The following is a 15454-nucleotide window of genomic DNA, read 5'->3' on the forward strand; positions in this document are numbered from 1 at the left end:
CGCGGGTCTGCCCGGCAGCGCATGGCGAGCGCCGCTGCTCTGGGCTGGCGAGCATTATGCGGGGCGAGCAGGTGGTGTCAATTGGCTAGCAGGTCTGATGGTCGCTCAGGCGGGCCGAGCGGTCAGTTCCAGCACCGCGGGCAGCTGCCGCGGCTGCTTGATGCGGACGCGCTTCTGGCGGCTTTGCTGGCCGCTTTCCAGGCTGACCTGGCTCTTGCTCACGGCAAAGGCGTCGGCGAGAAAGGCCAGCAGCTTGGCGTTGGCCTTGCCGTCGACGGGGGGCGCGGTGAGGCGGATTTTCAGCCGCTCACCGTGCAGCCCGGCGAACTCGTCGCAACTGGCTTTGGGCTGCAGGTGGCAATCGAGGACCAGGTCCTCGCCGTCCCAGCGATAGAAACTCATCGGGCTCTGGGGGTCAGATCGCCAGGCTGAGGCCCCTGAACATGCCGGTCATCACCGCCAGGTTGCGCACCACCAGCATGTCGATCAGGTTGAGGATCAGGAAGGCCACGATCGGCGACAGGTCCAGCCCGCCCAGGCTCGGCAGAATGCGCCGAATCGGCGCCAGCAGCGGTTCGCAGATCTGATTGATCAGTTCGGCCGCCGGGTTGTGACTGCCTTGGGCGACCCAGGACAGGATCACGCTGATGATCAGGGCAAAGAAGAACACCTTGATGAACAGGGCGGTGACGCCAATGATCGACCAGACCAGCAGTTGCAGCGGATTGTCGAGGCCATAGCCCATCAGCATCAGGACCAGGGCCATGAGCACCAATTGCACCAGGATCGCCAGCACCAGCGAGGCCAGGTCGAGTCCGGCGAAACTGGGGATGACCTTGCGCAGGGGTTTGAGCAGCGGGTGGGTGGCGCGCACGATGAACTGGCTGAGCGGGTTGTAGAAATCGGCCCTCACCAGTTGCAGGATGAAGCGCAGCAGCACGATCAGCAGGTACAGGCTGCCGATGGTTTGCAGGATATAAACCGCTGCGGTACTCAGTCCGATCATTATTGACTCCTTAATGGTCCATCTGGCGGTGGGCCGAGTGGTTTATTGGCCAAGCTGCTCGGCCAGTTCTGTCGAACGCTGGGCGGCGGCATTCATCGCCTGTTCGACCAGGGCTTCGAAGCCGCCGGCCTGGAAGGTCTTGATTGCCGCTTCGGTGGTGCCGGCCGGCGAGCTGACACGGCGGCGCAGTTCGCTGGCATCGACATCGCTGGCCACCGCCATACGCGCGGCACCCAGTGCGGTGTGCAGGGTCAGTTGGGCGGCGGTGTCGCGCGGCAGGCCGAGCTTCTCGCCGGCGGCCGTCATGGCTTCCATCAGCAGGAAGAAATACGCCGGACCGCTGCCGGAGACGGCGGTGACCGCATCGATCAGCTGTTCTTCATCCAGCCACAGGACCAGGCCGACGGCACCGAGCAACTGTTCCGCCTGCTGGCGCTGCGGCGCCGAAACCAGGCTGTTGGCATACAAGCCGCTGACACCCTGGCGCAATAGGGCTGGCGTATTGGGCATGCAGCGGACAATGGCCGGTGCCGCTTGGGCTCCCGCGCCAAGCCAGCGTTCCAGGCTGGCACAGTTGATGCCGGCCGCGATGGAGACGACCAATTGACCCGCCTCGAGATGGGCGGCCAGATCCAGGCAGACGTCCTTCATCACCTGCGGCTTGACGGCCAGGACGATTACCGCGCAGCCCTGAATGGCTTCGGCGTTGCTGGCGAAGGTTTCGATGCCGTGTTCGGCACTGATCTTGGCACGTTGTTCGGCGCCATGATCACTGGCGCGAATGCTGCTGGCGTCGATGCCCTGGGCGAGCAGCCCGCCGATCAGGCTAGCGGCCATATTGCCGGCGCCGATAAACGCAATGCGGGGGGAAGTCATAAGAGGTTTCCTTATCTATTGAGTCGAGTAGAGCGGTGCCTACGCATAGTCGCGCTCGCCAAACAGGGCGGTACCGATGCGCACCCAGGTCGCCCCTTCGGCAATGGCGGCTTCAAGGTCATGGCTCATGCCCATGGACAGGGTGTCGAGATCCAGGGGCAGCTTGGCCTGCAGTTCAGCCAGGCGGGCAAAGGCGGCCTGTTGCGTCGCACGGTCATCGCTGGGTTGAGGAATTGTCATCAATCCACGCAGTTTGAGGTTAGGCAGCTGGGTTACCGCCAGGGCCAACGCCGGCAATTCTTCAGGGCTGCAGCCTGATTTGCTGGCCTCGCCACTGACATTCACCTGCAGGCAGATATTCAGCGCGGGCAAGTGCGGCGGGCGCTGCGTGGACAGGCGTTCGGCGATCTTCAGGCGTTCCACCGAATGCACCCAGTCGAAATGCTCGGCAAGCGCCCGGGTCTTGTTGGATTGAATGGGGCCGATAAAGTGCCAAATCAATGGCAGGTCGCTCAGTTCGCGCTGTTTTTCCAGCGCTTCCTGCAGGTAGTTCTCGCCGAAATCATGCAAGCCGGCAGCACAGGCCTGGCGAATTGCCGCGGCGGGTTTGGTTTTGCTCACTGCCAGCAAGCCAATCGTTGCACAATCTCGCTCCGAGGCTTGCGCCGCCTCACGGATGCGTGCTCCGACCTTTGCAATATTCTCTGCTATCGTGGACATTACTTGCGCCAGCCGCCTAGTGTTCGCGGCATTCTACCGTCATTAGGGAGTCCCATGGATATCACTGAGCTGCTTGCCTTCAGCGCCAAGCAAGGCGCGTCGGACCTGCATCTCTCTGCTGGTCTGCCGCCGATGATTCGGGTCGACGGCGATGTGCGCCGGATCAATTTGCCGGCCCTGGATCACAAGCAGGTGCATGCACTGATCTACGACATCATGAATGACAAGCAGCGCAAGGATTTCGAGGAGTTCCTCGAGACCGACTTCTCCTTCGAAGTGCCTGGTGTCGCTCGCTTTCGGGTCAACGCCTTCAACCAGAACCGTGGTGCCGGTGCGGTGTTTCGCACCATTCCGTCCAAGGTACTGACCATGGAAGACCTCGGCATGGGCGAGGTGTTTCGCAAGATCACCGACGTGCCAAGGGGCCTGGTGCTGGTCACCGGGCCAACCGGTTCGGGCAAGTCGACCACCCTGGCGGCGATGCTCGATTACCTCAATGGCACCAAATACCAGCACATCCTGACCATCGAAGACCCGATCGAATTCGTCCACGAGTCGAAGAAGTGCCTGATCAACCAGCGTGAAGTTCACCGCGACACCCTGGGCTTCTCCGAGGCCCTGCGCTCGGCGCTGCGCGAAGACCCGGACATCATCCTGGTCGGCGAAATGCGCGACCTGGAGACCATCCGCCTGGCGCTGACCGCCGCGGAGACTGGCCACCTGGTGTTCGGCACCCTGCACACCACCTCGGCGGCGAAAACCATCGACCGGGTGGTCGATGTATTCCCGGCCGAAGAAAAATCCATGGTGCGCTCGATGCTTTCCGAATCCTTGCAGGCGGTGATTTCGCAGACCCTGTTGAAGAAAGTCGGCGGTGGTCGGGTGGCGGCCCATGAAATCATGATTGGCACCCCGGCGATTCGTAACCTGATCCGTGAGGACAAGGTGGCGCAGATGTATTCGTCGATCCAGACCGGCGCTTCGCTGGGCATGCAGACCCTGGATGCCTGCCTGAAAGGCCTGGTCGCCAAGGGCCTGGTCACTCGCGAAAATGCGCGGGAAAAATCCAAGACCCCGGATAACTTCTGATTCGTATCTGGCCAGCCGCGAGGCTGGCCGAGACCCAGATCGCTGGTGAGGCACGCGCCCCAGGGGCTGGAGGTTGGCTAAGCGCGTGACAGTGATGGGCGAGACAACGCATGGAATTCGAAAAACTGCTGCGCCTGATGGTAGAAAAAGGCGGCTCCGACCTGTTTATCACTGCCGGCGTACCGCCGTCGATGAAGGTCAACGGCAAGATCATGCCGGTGACCAAGAGCCCCATGTCGCCCGAACAAACCCGGGAAACCGTGCACTCGGTGATGAACGAGCAGCAGCGCCGCGACTTCGCCGAGAGCCACGAGTGCAACTTCGCCATCAGTGCCCGCGGGGTCGGGCGCTTCCGCGTCAGCGCCTTCTACCAGCGCAACCTGGCCGGCATGGTCCTGCGCCGTATCGAGACCAACATCCCGACCCTGGATGACCTCAAGCTGCCGGAAGTCCTCAAGAAGCTGGCGCTGACCAAGCGCGGCCTGGTGCTGTTCGTCGGCGCCACCGGCACCGGTAAATCCACCTCGCTGGCGGCAATGATCGGCTACCGCAACAAGAACAGCAGCGGCCACATCATCTCCATCGAAGACCCGATCGAGTACATCCACCAGCACCAGAACTGCATCGTCACCCAGCGCGAAGTGGGCATCGACACCGAGTCCTTCGAGGTGGCGCTGAAGAACACCCTGCGCCAGGCGCCGGACGTGATCCTGATTGGTGAGGTGCGCACCCGCGAGACCATGGACCACGCCGTGGCCTTCGCCGAAACCGGCCACCTGTGCCTGGCCACCCTGCACGCCAACAATGCCAACCAGGCGCTGGACCGGATCATCAACTTCTTCCCGGCCGATCGGCAGAATCAGGTGTGGATGGACCTGTCGCTCAATCTCAAGGCCATCGTCGCCCAGCAGTTGATCCCGACCCCGGATGGCAAGGGGCGCCGCGCGGTGATCGAGGTGCTGATCAACACCCCGCTGGCGGCCGATCTGATCCGCAAGGGCGAGGTGCACGAACTCAAGAACTTGATGAAGCGCTCCACCGAACTGGGCATGCAGACCTTCGACCAGGCGCTGTACAACCTCTATAGCCAGGGCGAAATCACCTACGAAGATGCGCTGCTCTATGCCGACTCGGCCAACGACCTGCGCCTGCTGATCAAGCTCGGTTCGGAAAGCGACGGCGATCACCTGGTCCAGCTGAGCGGTGGTCTATCACTGGAAGATGCCCCCGAAGACCCGGGGCGGAGTTTTCGCTGAGGCGCAGTGGCCAAAACAGCCCGCGCTCGCGGGCTTTTTATCGAGCGGTAAACCTTGTGCGGTCTTGCCGGTCTCATTCGCATCACTCAGCAGCGCAGGAGCAAGGCATGGACGTAAGAAGCGACACCCACAGCAAGGTCATCGGTTACCTGTTGTGGATCTTCGGTTTTCTCGGTGCGCACCGCTTCTATTACGGCAAACCGGTCACCGGAACCATCTGGTTTTTCACCCTCGGCTTGCTGTTTGTCGGCTGGATCATCGACCTGTTCCTGATCCCGGCGATGGATCGTGAGGCCGACCTGCGCTTCACCGCTGGCGAAACCGATTACAACGTCGCCTGGATTCTGCTGACCTTCCTCGGTATTTTCGGTGTGCACCGCATGTACCAGGGCAAGTGGATCAGCGGGATCCTCTACCTGCTCACCGGTGGCCTGTTCCTGATTGGCGTGCTTTACGACTTCTGGACGCTGAACGAGCAGATATCGATCAAGAATGCCGCCCGCGGGTAAGTGGCCGGGACAGGCGTAGTTGCCAGCACGTAGGGCGTACTCGCGAAGCAGTACGCCGTTTCACTGGCGCAGGTGCGGCGGACTGTTCGCTACGCTCCTGAGTCCGCCCTACCTGGATCCACCCGTTGCGCCGAACCCTGGCTATTGCAAGCCGATAGCTGTTGCAACGGCTAATAGGGATATCGCCATAAGACTGCGGCTCACGCCTGGTAGCTGATGTGTCCATCGACCAGGGTGCAGTGCACCGCGCCGGGCAGGCAGTGGCCGATAAACGGGCAGTTGGTACCCTTGGAGAACCAGCTTTCCCCAGCCAGGGTCGAGGCCTGCGGGTCGAACAGCAGCAGGTCGGCCGCTGCGCCCACGCTCAGGCGCCCGGCAGGCAGGCGCAGGGCTTGGGCCGGGCCGCTGGACAGGCGTGCGAGCAGGGTCGGCAGGTCGAGTAGACCGTCTTCCACCAGGCTCATGGCCAGCGGCAGCAACAGCTGCACGCTGCTGATGCCCGGTTCGGTGGCGCCGAAGGGGGCCAGCTTGGCGTCACGTTCGTGGGGTTGGTGGTGGCTGGCAATGGCCGAGATCACGCCGCTCTTCACCGCCTCGCGCAGGCCGTCGCGGTCGGCGCGGGTGCGCAGTGGCGGCTGTACGTGATAGAGACTGGAGAAGTCGCTCAAGGCCTCATCGGTGAGAATCAACTGATACAGCGCCACGTCCGCGGTCACCGGCAGGCCACGGGCCTGGGCCTCGGCGATCAGTTGCGCGCCGCGGGCACTGGTCAACTGGCTGAAGTGGGCGCGCACGCCGCTTTGCTCGACCAGCAGCAGGTCGCGGGCCAGGGCCACGGTTTCGGCGGTTTCCGGGATGCCGGCCAGGCCGAGGAAGCTGGCAGTGGCGCCTTCGTGGGCCAGACCGCCTTCGGCCAGGTCATGGTCCTGGGAGTGGAAGATCACCGTCAGGTCGAAGGTGGCAGCGTATTCCAGGGCGCGGCGCAGGGTGCGGGTGTTGCGGAAGGTATCCAGGCCATTGCCGAAGGCCACGCAACCGGCGTCGCGCAGGGCCACCAGTTCGGCCAGCTGGTCGCCGTCCAGGCCTTTGCTCAGGGCGCCGATGGGGAACACCTTGGTGTGGCCGGCCTCGCGGGCACGGTCGAGGATCAGTTCGGCCACCGCCGGGGTGTCCAGCACCGGTTTGGTAAAGGGTGGGCAGCACAGGCTGGTGACGCCGCCGGCAGCCGCGGCCAGGGTTTCGCTGGCGATGCTGCCCTTGCGGCTGTAGCCGGGTTCGCGCAGGGCGACAGACAGGTCGACCAGGCCGGGCGCGGCCACCAGGCCCTGGGCCTGGATGATTTTCTCGGCGACGAAGCCGGCTGGCATCTGGCCGATGGCGATGAGCTTGCCGCCATCGATGAACAGGTCGGCCACCTGGTCGAAGTTGCTGCTCGGGTCGATGACGCGGGCGCCAAGGATTGCGGTACGCATCAGTTGGATTCCTCGGCTTCCTGGTTGAGTTGACGCTGGGCATTCTGCCCGCTCATGGCCATCGACAGCACGGCCATGCGCACGGCAATGCCGTAGGTGACCTGGTTGAGAATCACCGATTGCGGGCCGTCGGCCACTGCCGACTCGATTTCCACGCCGCGGTTGATCGGCCCCGGATGCATCACCAGGGCATCCGGTTTGGCCAGCTTGAGGCGCTGCTCGGTGAGGCCGAACAGGCGATAGAACTCGCCCTCGCTGGGCAGTAGGCCGCCACTCATGCGTTCGCGCTGCAGGCGCAGCATGATCACCACGTCGACATCCTTGAGGCCCGCGGCCATGTCGCTGTAGACGCTCACGCCATACTGCTCGATGCCGACCGGTAGCAGTGTCTTGGGGGCGATCACGCGGATGTCCGGGCAGCCGAGGGTCTTCAGGGCCAGCATGTTCGAACGGGCCACCCGCGAATGCAGGATATCGCCGACGATGGCCACCGATAAGTGCTCGAAGCCGCCCTTGTGCCGACGAATGGTCAGCATGTCGAGCATGCCCTGGGTCGGGTGGGCGTGGCGACCGTCGCCGCCATTGATGATCGCCAGGTTCGGGCACACGTGTTCGGCGATAAAGTGCGCGGCGCCCGAATCGGCGTGGCGTACCACGAAGATGTCGGCGGCCATCGCCTCGAGGTTGCGCAGGGTGTCGAACAGGGATTCACCCTTGCTGGTCGAGGAGGTCGACACGTTGAGGGTGATGACGTCGGCGGACAGGCGCTGGGCCGCCAGCTCGAAGGTGGTGCGGGTGCGCGTGGAGTTCTCGAAGAACACGTTGCACACGGTCTTGCCGCGCAGCAGCGGGACTTTCTTCACGGCCCGGGCGCCGACTTCGAGGAAGGAGTCGGCAGTATCGAGGATTTCCGTCAGCAGCTCGCGCGGCAGGCCGTCGAGGGTGAGGAAGTGGCGCAGCTGGCCTTGGTCATTCAGCTGCAGCGGGCGCGGGGCATCAATCGGCGTCATCGCGAGGGTCTCAGTTTGCAAACGTCTGGAGTTCGAGGGTCAGCGGCGTGGGGCCGGACAGTTTGACCCGCTGATCGGCGGCCAGCGACAGGGTGGCGCCAACCACGTCGGGGCTGATTGGCAGTTCGCGGGCATTCAGGTCGAGGAGGCAGACCAGGGTCACGCTGGCCGGGCGGCCATAGTCGAACAGCTCATTGAGGGCGGCGCGGATGGTGCGGCCGCTCATCAATACGTCGTCGATCAACACCAGGTGCTGGCCTTCCACCTCGAACGGCAGTTCGGAGGGCTGCACTTGCGGGTGCAGGCCTTTCTGGGTGAAGTCGTCGCGGTAGAAGGAGACGTCGAGGATGCCCAGGGGCGCTGGATTGCCCAGGGTCTCCAGCAGCGCCTGGGCAACCCACACGCCGCCCGTGCGGATGCCGATAAAGCGAGGCTCGCTGATCTGTCGCTGATTGAGGTGGCGGATCAGTGCTGCGGCCATTTGCGGCAGCAGTTCGGCGGGGCTGGGTAGGTTCATCGGGAACTCCTTGTGTGCGGGCCGGCTAGAGCTGCTGCGGCCTGCGCGGATGATGCTGGTTTAAAAGCAGGCTCGTCGCCCCGCTCTGAGCGTTGCTCGCTGGGTTTTTCCGCGATCGGTGGTCGCGCGCGCGTTCAAGGCGCGCCGTGTTCGGTCAACCAGCCTTCAAGCAGCATGGCGGCGGCCAGGGCATCCACCGGACGGTCGCGGTAGCCACCGTTCTGCCCCTGTTGCAGGCGCTCACCTTTGGCCGCGTAAGTGGTCAGGCGTTCATCGTGGGTGTGGACGGGCAGATTGAAGCGGCCGTTGAGGCGGCGGGCAAATTTTTCCGCGCGTGCGCTCATCTCACTCGGGGTGCCGTCCATGTTCAGCGGCAGGCCGACCACGATGGCGTCCGGCTGCCATTCGCGCAGCAGCGCTTCGACCTGTTGCCAGTCCGGTACGCCATTCTGCGCCTTGAGGATGCACAGTTCGCGAGCCTGGCCGGTGATCACCTGGCCAACGGCAACGCCGATCTGCTTGCTGCCGTAATCGAAACCCAGTAACAGGCGCAGCGGTTTGCTCGCGCTCATCAGGAGTGCCCGGCTTGCGAGGTAAGCAGGCTGAGGTTGATACCCAGGCAAGCGGCAGCGGCATTCAGACGCTGCTCGAAGGGCAGGTCGAAGAGGATGGTCTGGTCGGCCGGGCAGGTCAGCCAGGCATTGTCGGTCAGCTCGGTTTCCAGTTGCCCGGCATCCCAGCCGGCATAGCCGAGGGTGATCAGGTACTTTTGCGGACCGCTGCCGTCGGCAATCGCGAACAGCACATCCTGAGAGGTCGTCAGGCCCAGCTCGCCAAGTTCCAGGGTGGCCTGGAACTGCGGGCCGGCCGGGTGCAGGACGAAGCCGCGATCGGTCTGCACCGGGCCGCCGGAGAAGATCGGCAGATCCTGGCAGTGCACCGGCGGTTCGCTTTCCGGGCGCAACTGTGCCAGCACATCGGCCAGGTTGAGGCCGTTGAGACGGTTGATCACCAGGCCCATGGCGCCCTGTTCGTTGTGATCGATCAGGTAGATCAATGTCTGCGCGAAATGCGGATCGGCCATGTGCGGCATGGCGATCAGGAACTGATGCTTGAGGTAGCTTGGCTTGGCGTCTTTCATAGGCATTAGTTTCAGGCCTGGAGCCAAGAGCTTCAAGCGTCACGCGGCAATAAAAACCGGGCTGAACCTAAGTGCGAGTGAAAAAATGCTCAGGCTCAATGTTTGCACAACCACTGAGGGTCAGTTGCTGGACAGGCGGTCGCCGCGCTCGAAGCGCCAGGTACGGATGATTTCCAGGCGGTCGATGTCCGAGAGGTCGCCCGTAAATGGGGCATAGGGCGCGGCCAGGCGCACGATGCGCAGGGCGGCCTGGTCAAGCAGTTGCTGGCCGGAGGACTGCAGTACCTGGACTTCGTAGAGGGTGCCGTCACGGTTGATCGAGACCAGCACCCGCAGGCTGCCGTAAATCTGCTGGCGGCGTGCATCGTCCGGGTAGTTGAGGTTGCCGACCCGTTCCACCTTCTTGCGCCACTCGTCCTTGTACCAGGCGCCCTTGTCGCGCATGGTCGAGGCTGCACTGAGGCGGTGGATTTTCGGGCGTTTGGCGTACTGCTGGATGTCGTTGGCCAGTTCGGCTTCCAGGCTGGCAATTTCCGCAGAGAGCTGCGAACTGTCGAATACCGGTGCCGGCGGGGCCTGTACCGTAGGCTTGACTGCTTCACGCTTGACCGGGGTCTTTTGCTGTTGCGGGGCGCGGGTCGCGACTGCGGCTTTCGGCGCGTCCTGGCGAACCGCCGGTTGTGCCGGTGCGGCGGGCGGCGTCACGCGCTTGACTTGGGTGTCCTGGAACAGCGCCTGCTCGGTGGTTTTCGGTGCGGCCTTGTGTTCCAGGGTGCCGCTGCCCTGCTGGTTGTCCTGGGCGAGGAAGTCGGCCTCCTTCGGCTTTTCCTCGCTCTTGAAGGTCGACAGGGTGATTTCCAGGGTTTTGCTGATCTGGCTGGGCTCGGCCAGGCTGAAGCCCAGGCCGAGAATCAGCGCGGCATGCAGGGCCGCGGCGAGGAACAGGGTAAAGCCCAGCCGATCCGCTGGGCGGACGCCAGCGGCGGATAGGTCGGGTGGGGTGGTGGCTGCGTTCATGCTGTGTCGGGTCTGTTCAGGTTGCCGCGCAGTCTGACGGCTTGGAGCCGCCAGCTGCAAGCGACAAGCGTCAGGCTGCAACCTGCGTCATGCTTTCTGCTTTCTGTTACCGGCTTTCAGCTTGCCTTCGATGGCATCCATCAGGCGCTCGCCGATACGGGTGTCGTAGGCGGCGTCTATCTCGCGAATGCAGGTAGGGCTGGTGACGTTGATTTCGGTCAGGTAGTCGCCGATCACGTCCAGGCCGACGAACAGCAGGCCCTTCTCGCGCAGGGTTGGACCGATGCCCGCGGCGATCTCGCGGTCGCGATCGCTCAGTGGGCGTGCTTCGCCGCGCCCGCCAGCGGCAAGGTTGCCACGGGTTTCGCCGTGGGCCGGGATGCGTGCCAGGCAATAGGGTACCGGCTCGCCATCGATCATCAGGATGCGTTTGTCGCCCTCGCGGATCGCAGGCAGGTAGCGTTGCGCCATGATCTGTTGTGTGTTGTGGGCGGTCAGGGTCTCGAGAATCACCGAGAGGTTGGGGTCACCCTCGCAGTGGCGAAATATCGAAGATCCGCCCATACCATCCAGGGGTTTGAGAATGATGTCACGTTGCGCGGTGGCAAACTCGCGCAGAATGTCGGATCGGCGACTGACCAGCGTTGCAGGGGTGAATTGCGGGAATTGGGTGGCAAACAGCTTCTCGTTGCAGTCGCGCAGGCTCTGCGGGCGGTTGACCACCAGCACGCCGGCTTGTTCGGCCTGTTCCAGCAGGTAGGTGGAGTAGACGAATTCGTTATCGAAGGGTGGATCCTTGCGCATCAGGATCACATCCAGTTCGGCCAACGGCACGTCGCGCTCGTCCCCCAGTTCGAACCAGCGCTCGGGGTCGTTGAATACGTTGAGCGGGCACAGGCGGGCACGTGCCTCGCCTTTGGCCTGATAAAGGTCTTTCTGCTCCATATAGAAGAGCGACCAGCCGCGCGCCTGAGCGGCCAGCAACATGGCCAGCGAGCTGTCCTTTTTGAAGGCGATCTGGGCGATGGGGTCCATGACAATGCCGAGGCGAACGCTCATGGGGGGATTCTCCGTGAAAGGCAGCAGTTTAGAAGGTGTCGGGGCTAGCGTGTGGCGTCAGGGTGGCGCTGGGAAGGCGGGTGGTCAAGGAAAAAACCTTGCCCTCCCGCGGCTTATAGCTTGCATGGGGAGAGTGTGCTAAAAAGGCCCGACGATTGGGTTACAGCCCGTCGGAGGTAAGGCCTCAGGCGCACTGATAGAACGCAAAATAACGACTCACCGAGGCGATGGTAGGGCAAACATGGAACAGCATTCCGAGGGTTTGAGGGTAATGGTGATCGACGATTCGAAAACGATTCGTCGTACCGCGGAAACCCTGCTGAAGAAGGTGGGTTGCGAGGTAATTACCGCAGTTGACGGTTTCGATGCCTTGGCAAAGATCGCCGACACCCATCCAAATATTATTTTTGTCGACATCATGATGCCGCGGCTCGATGGCTATCAGACCTGTGCCCTGATCAAGAACAACAGTGCTTTCAAGTCCACCCCGGTGATCATGCTGTCTTCCAAGGACGGCTTGTTCGACAAGGCCAAGGGGCGCATCGTCGGCTCCGATCAATATCTGACCAAGCCTTTCAGCAAGGAAGAGTTGCTCGGCGCGATAAAGGCCCATGTCCCTGACTTCACCCCGGTGGAACAGGCATCCTGACGTTTGCCGGATAGCGGTAGACGCCTCTTCATGTATTGGGAAACACCATGGCTCGAATTTTGATTGTTGATGACTCGCCGACTGAAATGTACAAGTTGACCGCCATGCTGGAAAAAAATGGCCATCAGGTACTTAAAGCGGAAAATGGCGCGGACGGCGTTGCCCTGGCGCGTCAGGAAAAGCCTGATGTCGTGTTGATGGATATCGTCATGCCGGGCCTCAATGGTTTTCAGGCAACCCGCCAGTTGACCAAGGACGCCGATACCAGCCACATCCCGGTGATCATCGTTACCACCAAGGATCAGGAGACCGACAAGGTCTGGGGCAAGCGCCAAGGCGCCAAAGACTACCTGACCAAGCCGGTTGACGAAGCAACACTGCTGAAAACCTTGAATGCGGTATTGGCCGGTTGATTCTGTGCCAGTAATTCAATAAGAAGAAGGCCGCAGTTGGCATGACGGATACGCACACACCTTTTCAAACCCTCCTCGACATCGACCAGCGTTGCCGGTTGCTGGCGGCTGGCTTGCCATTGCAGCAGGCTGCCGTGCAAACCTGGAGCGGGATCGGTTTTCGCATGGGTGAGCGATTTTTTGTCGCGCCCATGGGCGAGATAGGGGAGGTGCTGCACGAGCCGCGTCATACCTTGTTGCCCGGGGTTAAAAACTGGGTCAAGGGCGTGGCCAACGTGCGCGGACGTCTGTTGCCGGTGATGGACTTGTGCGGCTTCTTCGGTAACGAGTTATCGCCGCTGCGCAAGAAGCGGCGGGTGCTGGTGGTCGACCACCAGGATGTATTCGCCGGGCTGACGGTCGATGAAGTGTTCGGCATGCAGCATTTTCCAGTGGACACCTTCTCCGAGCGGCTACCGCCGCTCGAGGCATCCATTGCGCCGTTTATTCATGGCGTCTTCCAGCGCGAGCAGCCCTGGTTGGTGTTCAGTCCTCATGCGCTGGCCCAGCACCAGGGGTTTCTCGATGTTGCGTTTTAACAGTTTTTCGGTTGGGTCGGCTCTGTCGGCCTGTTGGGGTTGTGTAGGAACCGTAGCGCGGTCGGTCCGGGCGGGGGCCAGAAAATGAAAAAACTAAATACAGGCAATCTATTCACGGGTACGCGCAGCAGCACGCTGATCGCTGGGCTGTTTATCGTCCTGATCGTCTCCATCGTGCTGTTGTTTGCCAACTTCGCCTACATCAATACGCAATCCAACTACGATACGGAATACATCGGCCACGCCGGTGAGCTACGGGTACTGTCCCAGCGGATTGCCAAGAACTCCACCGAAGCGGCGGCCGGTACTGCCGAAGCCTTCGGTCTGTTGCGCGAGGCGCGCAACGACTTCCAGACCCGTTGGGGCTATCTGACCGACGGCAACGAAAGCAGTGGTACGCCTTCGGCGCCAGAAGACGTGCAGGCGCAGATGGCCGCCGTGCAGCAGGACTGGGATAGTCTGCGGCAGAACACCGACGCCATTCTGGCCAGCGAACAGACCGTTCTGTCCCTGCATCAGGTGGCTGAGACCCTGGCGGAAACCATCCCGCAGCTGCAGGTCGAATACGAAGAAGTGGTCGACATCCTCCTGGAAAGCGGGGCGCCGGCCGTCCAGGTTTCCGTGGCCCAGCGCCAGTCGCTGCTGGCAGAGCGTATCCTCGGTTCGGTGAACAAGGTGCTGGCCGGTGACCAGGACTCGGTGCAGGCCGCCGACATGTTCGGTCGCGATGCCAGCCTGTTCGGGCGGGTATTGAGCGCCATGCTGGAAGGCAATGCGGCAATGGAAATTGCCAAGGTCAACGACGCGGAAGCGCTCGAGCGGTTGGCGGAAATTTCCGAGCTGTTCGAGTTCGTTTCCGGTTCGGTGGACGAGATTCTCGAAACCTCGCCGGAACTGTTCCAGGTGCGGGAGTCGGCCAACGGCATTTTCACCGTCTCGCAGACCCTCTTGGATAAAGCCTCCGAGCTGGCAGTCGGCTTCGAAGACATGGCCGATGGCCGTGCCATCAACACCCTGGCCGGCTACGTGCTGGGCATCCTGGCATTGGGCTCGATCATCCTGATCGGCATGGTGATGGTGCGGGAAACCAACCGCCGCCTCGCGGAAACCGCCGAGAAAAACGAACGTAACCAGGCGGCGATTCTGCGACTGCTGGACGAAATCGCCGACCTTGCCGACGGTGACTTGACCGTTGCCGCGACCGTAACCGAAGACTTCACCGGTGCCATCGCCGACTCCATCAACTACTCCATCGACCAGCTGCGCGACCTGGTAGTGACCATCAACCTGACCGCCGTTCAGGTAGCTGGCGCCGCCCAGGAAACCCAGGCCACGGCGATGCACCTGGCCGAAGCCTCGGAGCACCAGGCCCAGGAAATCGCCGGTGCCTCGGCGGCCATCAACGAGATGGCCGTGTCGATTGACCAGGTATCGGCGAACGCCTCGGAATCCTCCGCGGTAGCGGAGCGTTCGGTAGCCATCGCCAACAAGGGTAACGAGGTGGTGCACAACACCATCACCGGCATGGATAACATCCGTGAGCAGATCCAGGACACCTCGAAGCGGATCAAGCGCCTCGGTGAGTCGTCCCAGGAGATCGGTGACATCGTCAGCCTGATCAACGACATTGCCGACCAGACCAACATCCTCGCCCTGAACGCCGCGATCCAGGCCTCGATGGCCGGTGATGCGGGCCGCGGTTTCGCGGTGGTGGCGGACGAAGTCCAGCGCCTGGCGGAACGTTCATCGGCGGCGACCAAGCAGATCGAAGCCCTGGTCAAGACGATTCAGACCGACACCAACGAAGCGGTAATCTCGATGGAACAGACCACCTCCGAAGTGGTCCGCGGTGCACACTTGGCGCAGGACGCCGGGGTCGCCCTGGAGGAGATCGAGAAGGTATCCAAGACCCTCGCGGCCTTGATCCAGAATATTTCCAACGCGGCGCGCCAGCAGGCTTCTTCGGCCGGTCACATTTCCAACACCATGAACGTGATCCAGGAGATCACCTCGCAGACCTCGTCCGGTACCACGGCTACCGCCAAGAGCATTGGTAACCTGGCCAAAATGGCCAGTGAGATGCGTAAGTCGGTTTCCGGCTTTACCCTGCCGGAAAGCGGCGAACAGGCATAAGCGAACCTG

At 62.4% G+C, this 15454-nt stretch carries 18 protein-coding genes; 7 read left to right on the plus strand and 11 right to left on the minus strand.

The genetic code is table 11. The features are described from left to right. Positions 1 to 105 precede the first annotated feature (105 nt). From PH586_RS20945 to PH586_RS20960, 4 genes are read right to left on the minus strand one after another with little or no spacing between them, the layout of a single operon-like run. Entirely contained in the window at positions 106 to 402 is a 297-nt protein-coding gene (locus PH586_RS20945) for a DUF167 domain-containing protein (RefSeq protein ID WP_271349741.1), read from the minus strand. 13 nt (positions 403 to 415) lie between these two features. Further along, complete coding sequence (locus PH586_RS20950) at positions 416 to 1006, minus strand: YggT family protein (protein WP_271349742.1); 591 nt, start codon at positions 1004 to 1006, stop codon at positions 416 to 418. Between the two features lie 42 nt (positions 1007 to 1048). Then, positions 1049 to 1882, minus strand: a complete 834-nt coding sequence (gene proC, locus PH586_RS20955) for a pyrroline-5-carboxylate reductase (protein ID WP_271349743.1) — start codon at positions 1880 to 1882, stop codon at positions 1049 to 1051. 39 nt (positions 1883 to 1921) lie between these two features. Then, positions 1922 to 2602, minus strand: a complete 681-nt coding sequence (locus PH586_RS20960; RefSeq protein WP_271349744.1) for a YggS family pyridoxal phosphate-dependent enzyme — start codon at positions 2600 to 2602, stop codon at positions 1922 to 1924. Positions 2603 to 2656: 54 nt separating this feature from the next. Here PH586_RS20960 and PH586_RS20965 point away from each other — a divergent pair, with 54 nt between their 5' ends. The 3 genes from PH586_RS20965 to PH586_RS20975 all read left to right on the plus strand — a co-directional run bounded on the left by PH586_RS20965 (position 2657) and on the right by PH586_RS20975 (position 5456). Next, positions 2657 to 3691 carry a type IV pilus twitching motility protein PilT gene (locus PH586_RS20965; protein WP_271349745.1) on the plus strand — a complete coding sequence of 345 codons (1035 nt, stop codon included), beginning with the start codon at positions 2657 to 2659 and terminating at the stop codon, positions 3689 to 3691. 110 nt (positions 3692 to 3801) lie between these two features. Further along, positions 3802 to 4947 (plus strand): PilT/PilU family type 4a pilus ATPase, encoded by a 1146-nt coding sequence (locus PH586_RS20970; protein WP_271349746.1) that lies wholly within the window; start codon positions 3802 to 3804, stop codon positions 4945 to 4947. A 107-nt stretch (positions 4948 to 5054) separates the two neighbouring features. Beyond that, entirely contained in the window at positions 5055 to 5456 is a 402-nt protein-coding gene (locus PH586_RS20975) for an NINE protein (RefSeq protein ID WP_271349747.1), read from the plus strand. Positions 5457 to 5656: 200 nt separating this feature from the next. Here PH586_RS20975 and PH586_RS20980 read toward each other — a convergent pair whose 3' ends face one another. From PH586_RS20980 to gshB, 7 genes are all read right to left on the minus strand, one after another. Then, positions 5657 to 6928: a dihydroorotase gene (locus tag PH586_RS20980; RefSeq protein WP_271349748.1), complete on the minus strand. Its 1272-nt coding sequence runs from the start codon at positions 6926 to 6928 to the stop codon at positions 5657 to 5659. Continuing rightward, positions 6928 to 7938, minus strand: a complete 1011-nt coding sequence (locus tag PH586_RS20985; RefSeq protein WP_271349749.1) for an aspartate carbamoyltransferase catalytic subunit — start codon at positions 7936 to 7938, stop codon at positions 6928 to 6930. The genes PH586_RS20980 and PH586_RS20985 overlap by 1 nt, the downstream gene beginning before the upstream one ends. A gap of 10 nt (positions 7939 to 7948) precedes the next feature. After that, entirely contained in the window at positions 7949 to 8455 is a 507-nt protein-coding gene (pyrR, locus tag PH586_RS20990; RefSeq protein ID WP_271349750.1) for a bifunctional pyr operon transcriptional regulator/uracil phosphoribosyltransferase PyrR, read from the minus strand. A gap of 134 nt (positions 8456 to 8589) precedes the next feature. Further along, positions 8590 to 9027, minus strand: a complete 438-nt coding sequence (gene ruvX, locus PH586_RS20995; RefSeq protein WP_271349751.1) for a Holliday junction resolvase RuvX — start codon at positions 9025 to 9027, stop codon at positions 8590 to 8592. After that, positions 9027 to 9596, minus strand: coding sequence for a YqgE/AlgH family protein (locus PH586_RS21000; protein WP_271349830.1), 570 nt, complete (start codon positions 9594 to 9596; stop codon positions 9027 to 9029). Before PH586_RS21000 ends, ruvX begins: the two co-directional genes overlap by 1 nt. 120 nt (positions 9597 to 9716) lie before the next feature. After that, positions 9717 to 10613, minus strand: coding sequence for an energy transducer TonB (locus PH586_RS21005; protein WP_271349752.1), 897 nt, complete (start codon positions 10611 to 10613; stop codon positions 9717 to 9719). Between the two features lie 87 nt (positions 10614 to 10700). Further along, complete coding sequence (gshB, locus tag PH586_RS21010; protein WP_271349753.1) at positions 10701 to 11672, minus strand: glutathione synthase; 972 nt, start codon at positions 11670 to 11672, stop codon at positions 10701 to 10703. Positions 11673 to 11913: 241 nt separating this feature from the next. Here gshB and pilG point away from each other — a divergent pair, with 241 nt between their 5' ends. From pilG to PH586_RS21030, 4 genes are all read left to right on the plus strand, one after another. Next, positions 11914 to 12321, plus strand: a complete 408-nt coding sequence (pilG, locus tag PH586_RS21015) for a twitching motility response regulator PilG (RefSeq protein WP_108094981.1) — start codon at positions 11914 to 11916, stop codon at positions 12319 to 12321. 47 nt (positions 12322 to 12368) lie between these two features. Further along, positions 12369 to 12734: a twitching motility response regulator PilH gene (pilH, locus tag PH586_RS21020; protein WP_079203715.1), complete on the plus strand. Its 366-nt coding sequence runs from the start codon at positions 12369 to 12371 to the stop codon at positions 12732 to 12734. A 41-nt stretch (positions 12735 to 12775) separates the two neighbouring features. After that, positions 12776 to 13312, plus strand: coding sequence for a chemotaxis protein CheW (locus PH586_RS21025; RefSeq protein ID WP_271349754.1), 537 nt, complete (start codon positions 12776 to 12778; stop codon positions 13310 to 13312). 84 nt (positions 13313 to 13396) lie between these two features. Beyond that, positions 13397 to 15445: a methyl-accepting chemotaxis protein gene (locus PH586_RS21030; RefSeq protein WP_271349755.1), complete on the plus strand. Its 2049-nt coding sequence runs from the start codon at positions 13397 to 13399 to the stop codon at positions 15443 to 15445. Positions 15446 to 15454 lie beyond the last annotated feature (9 nt).

Source organism: Pseudomonas aestuarii, assembly GCF_027988105.1.
Lineage (GTDB): Bacteria > Pseudomonadota > Gammaproteobacteria > Pseudomonadales > Pseudomonadaceae > Aquipseudomonas > Aquipseudomonas aestuarii.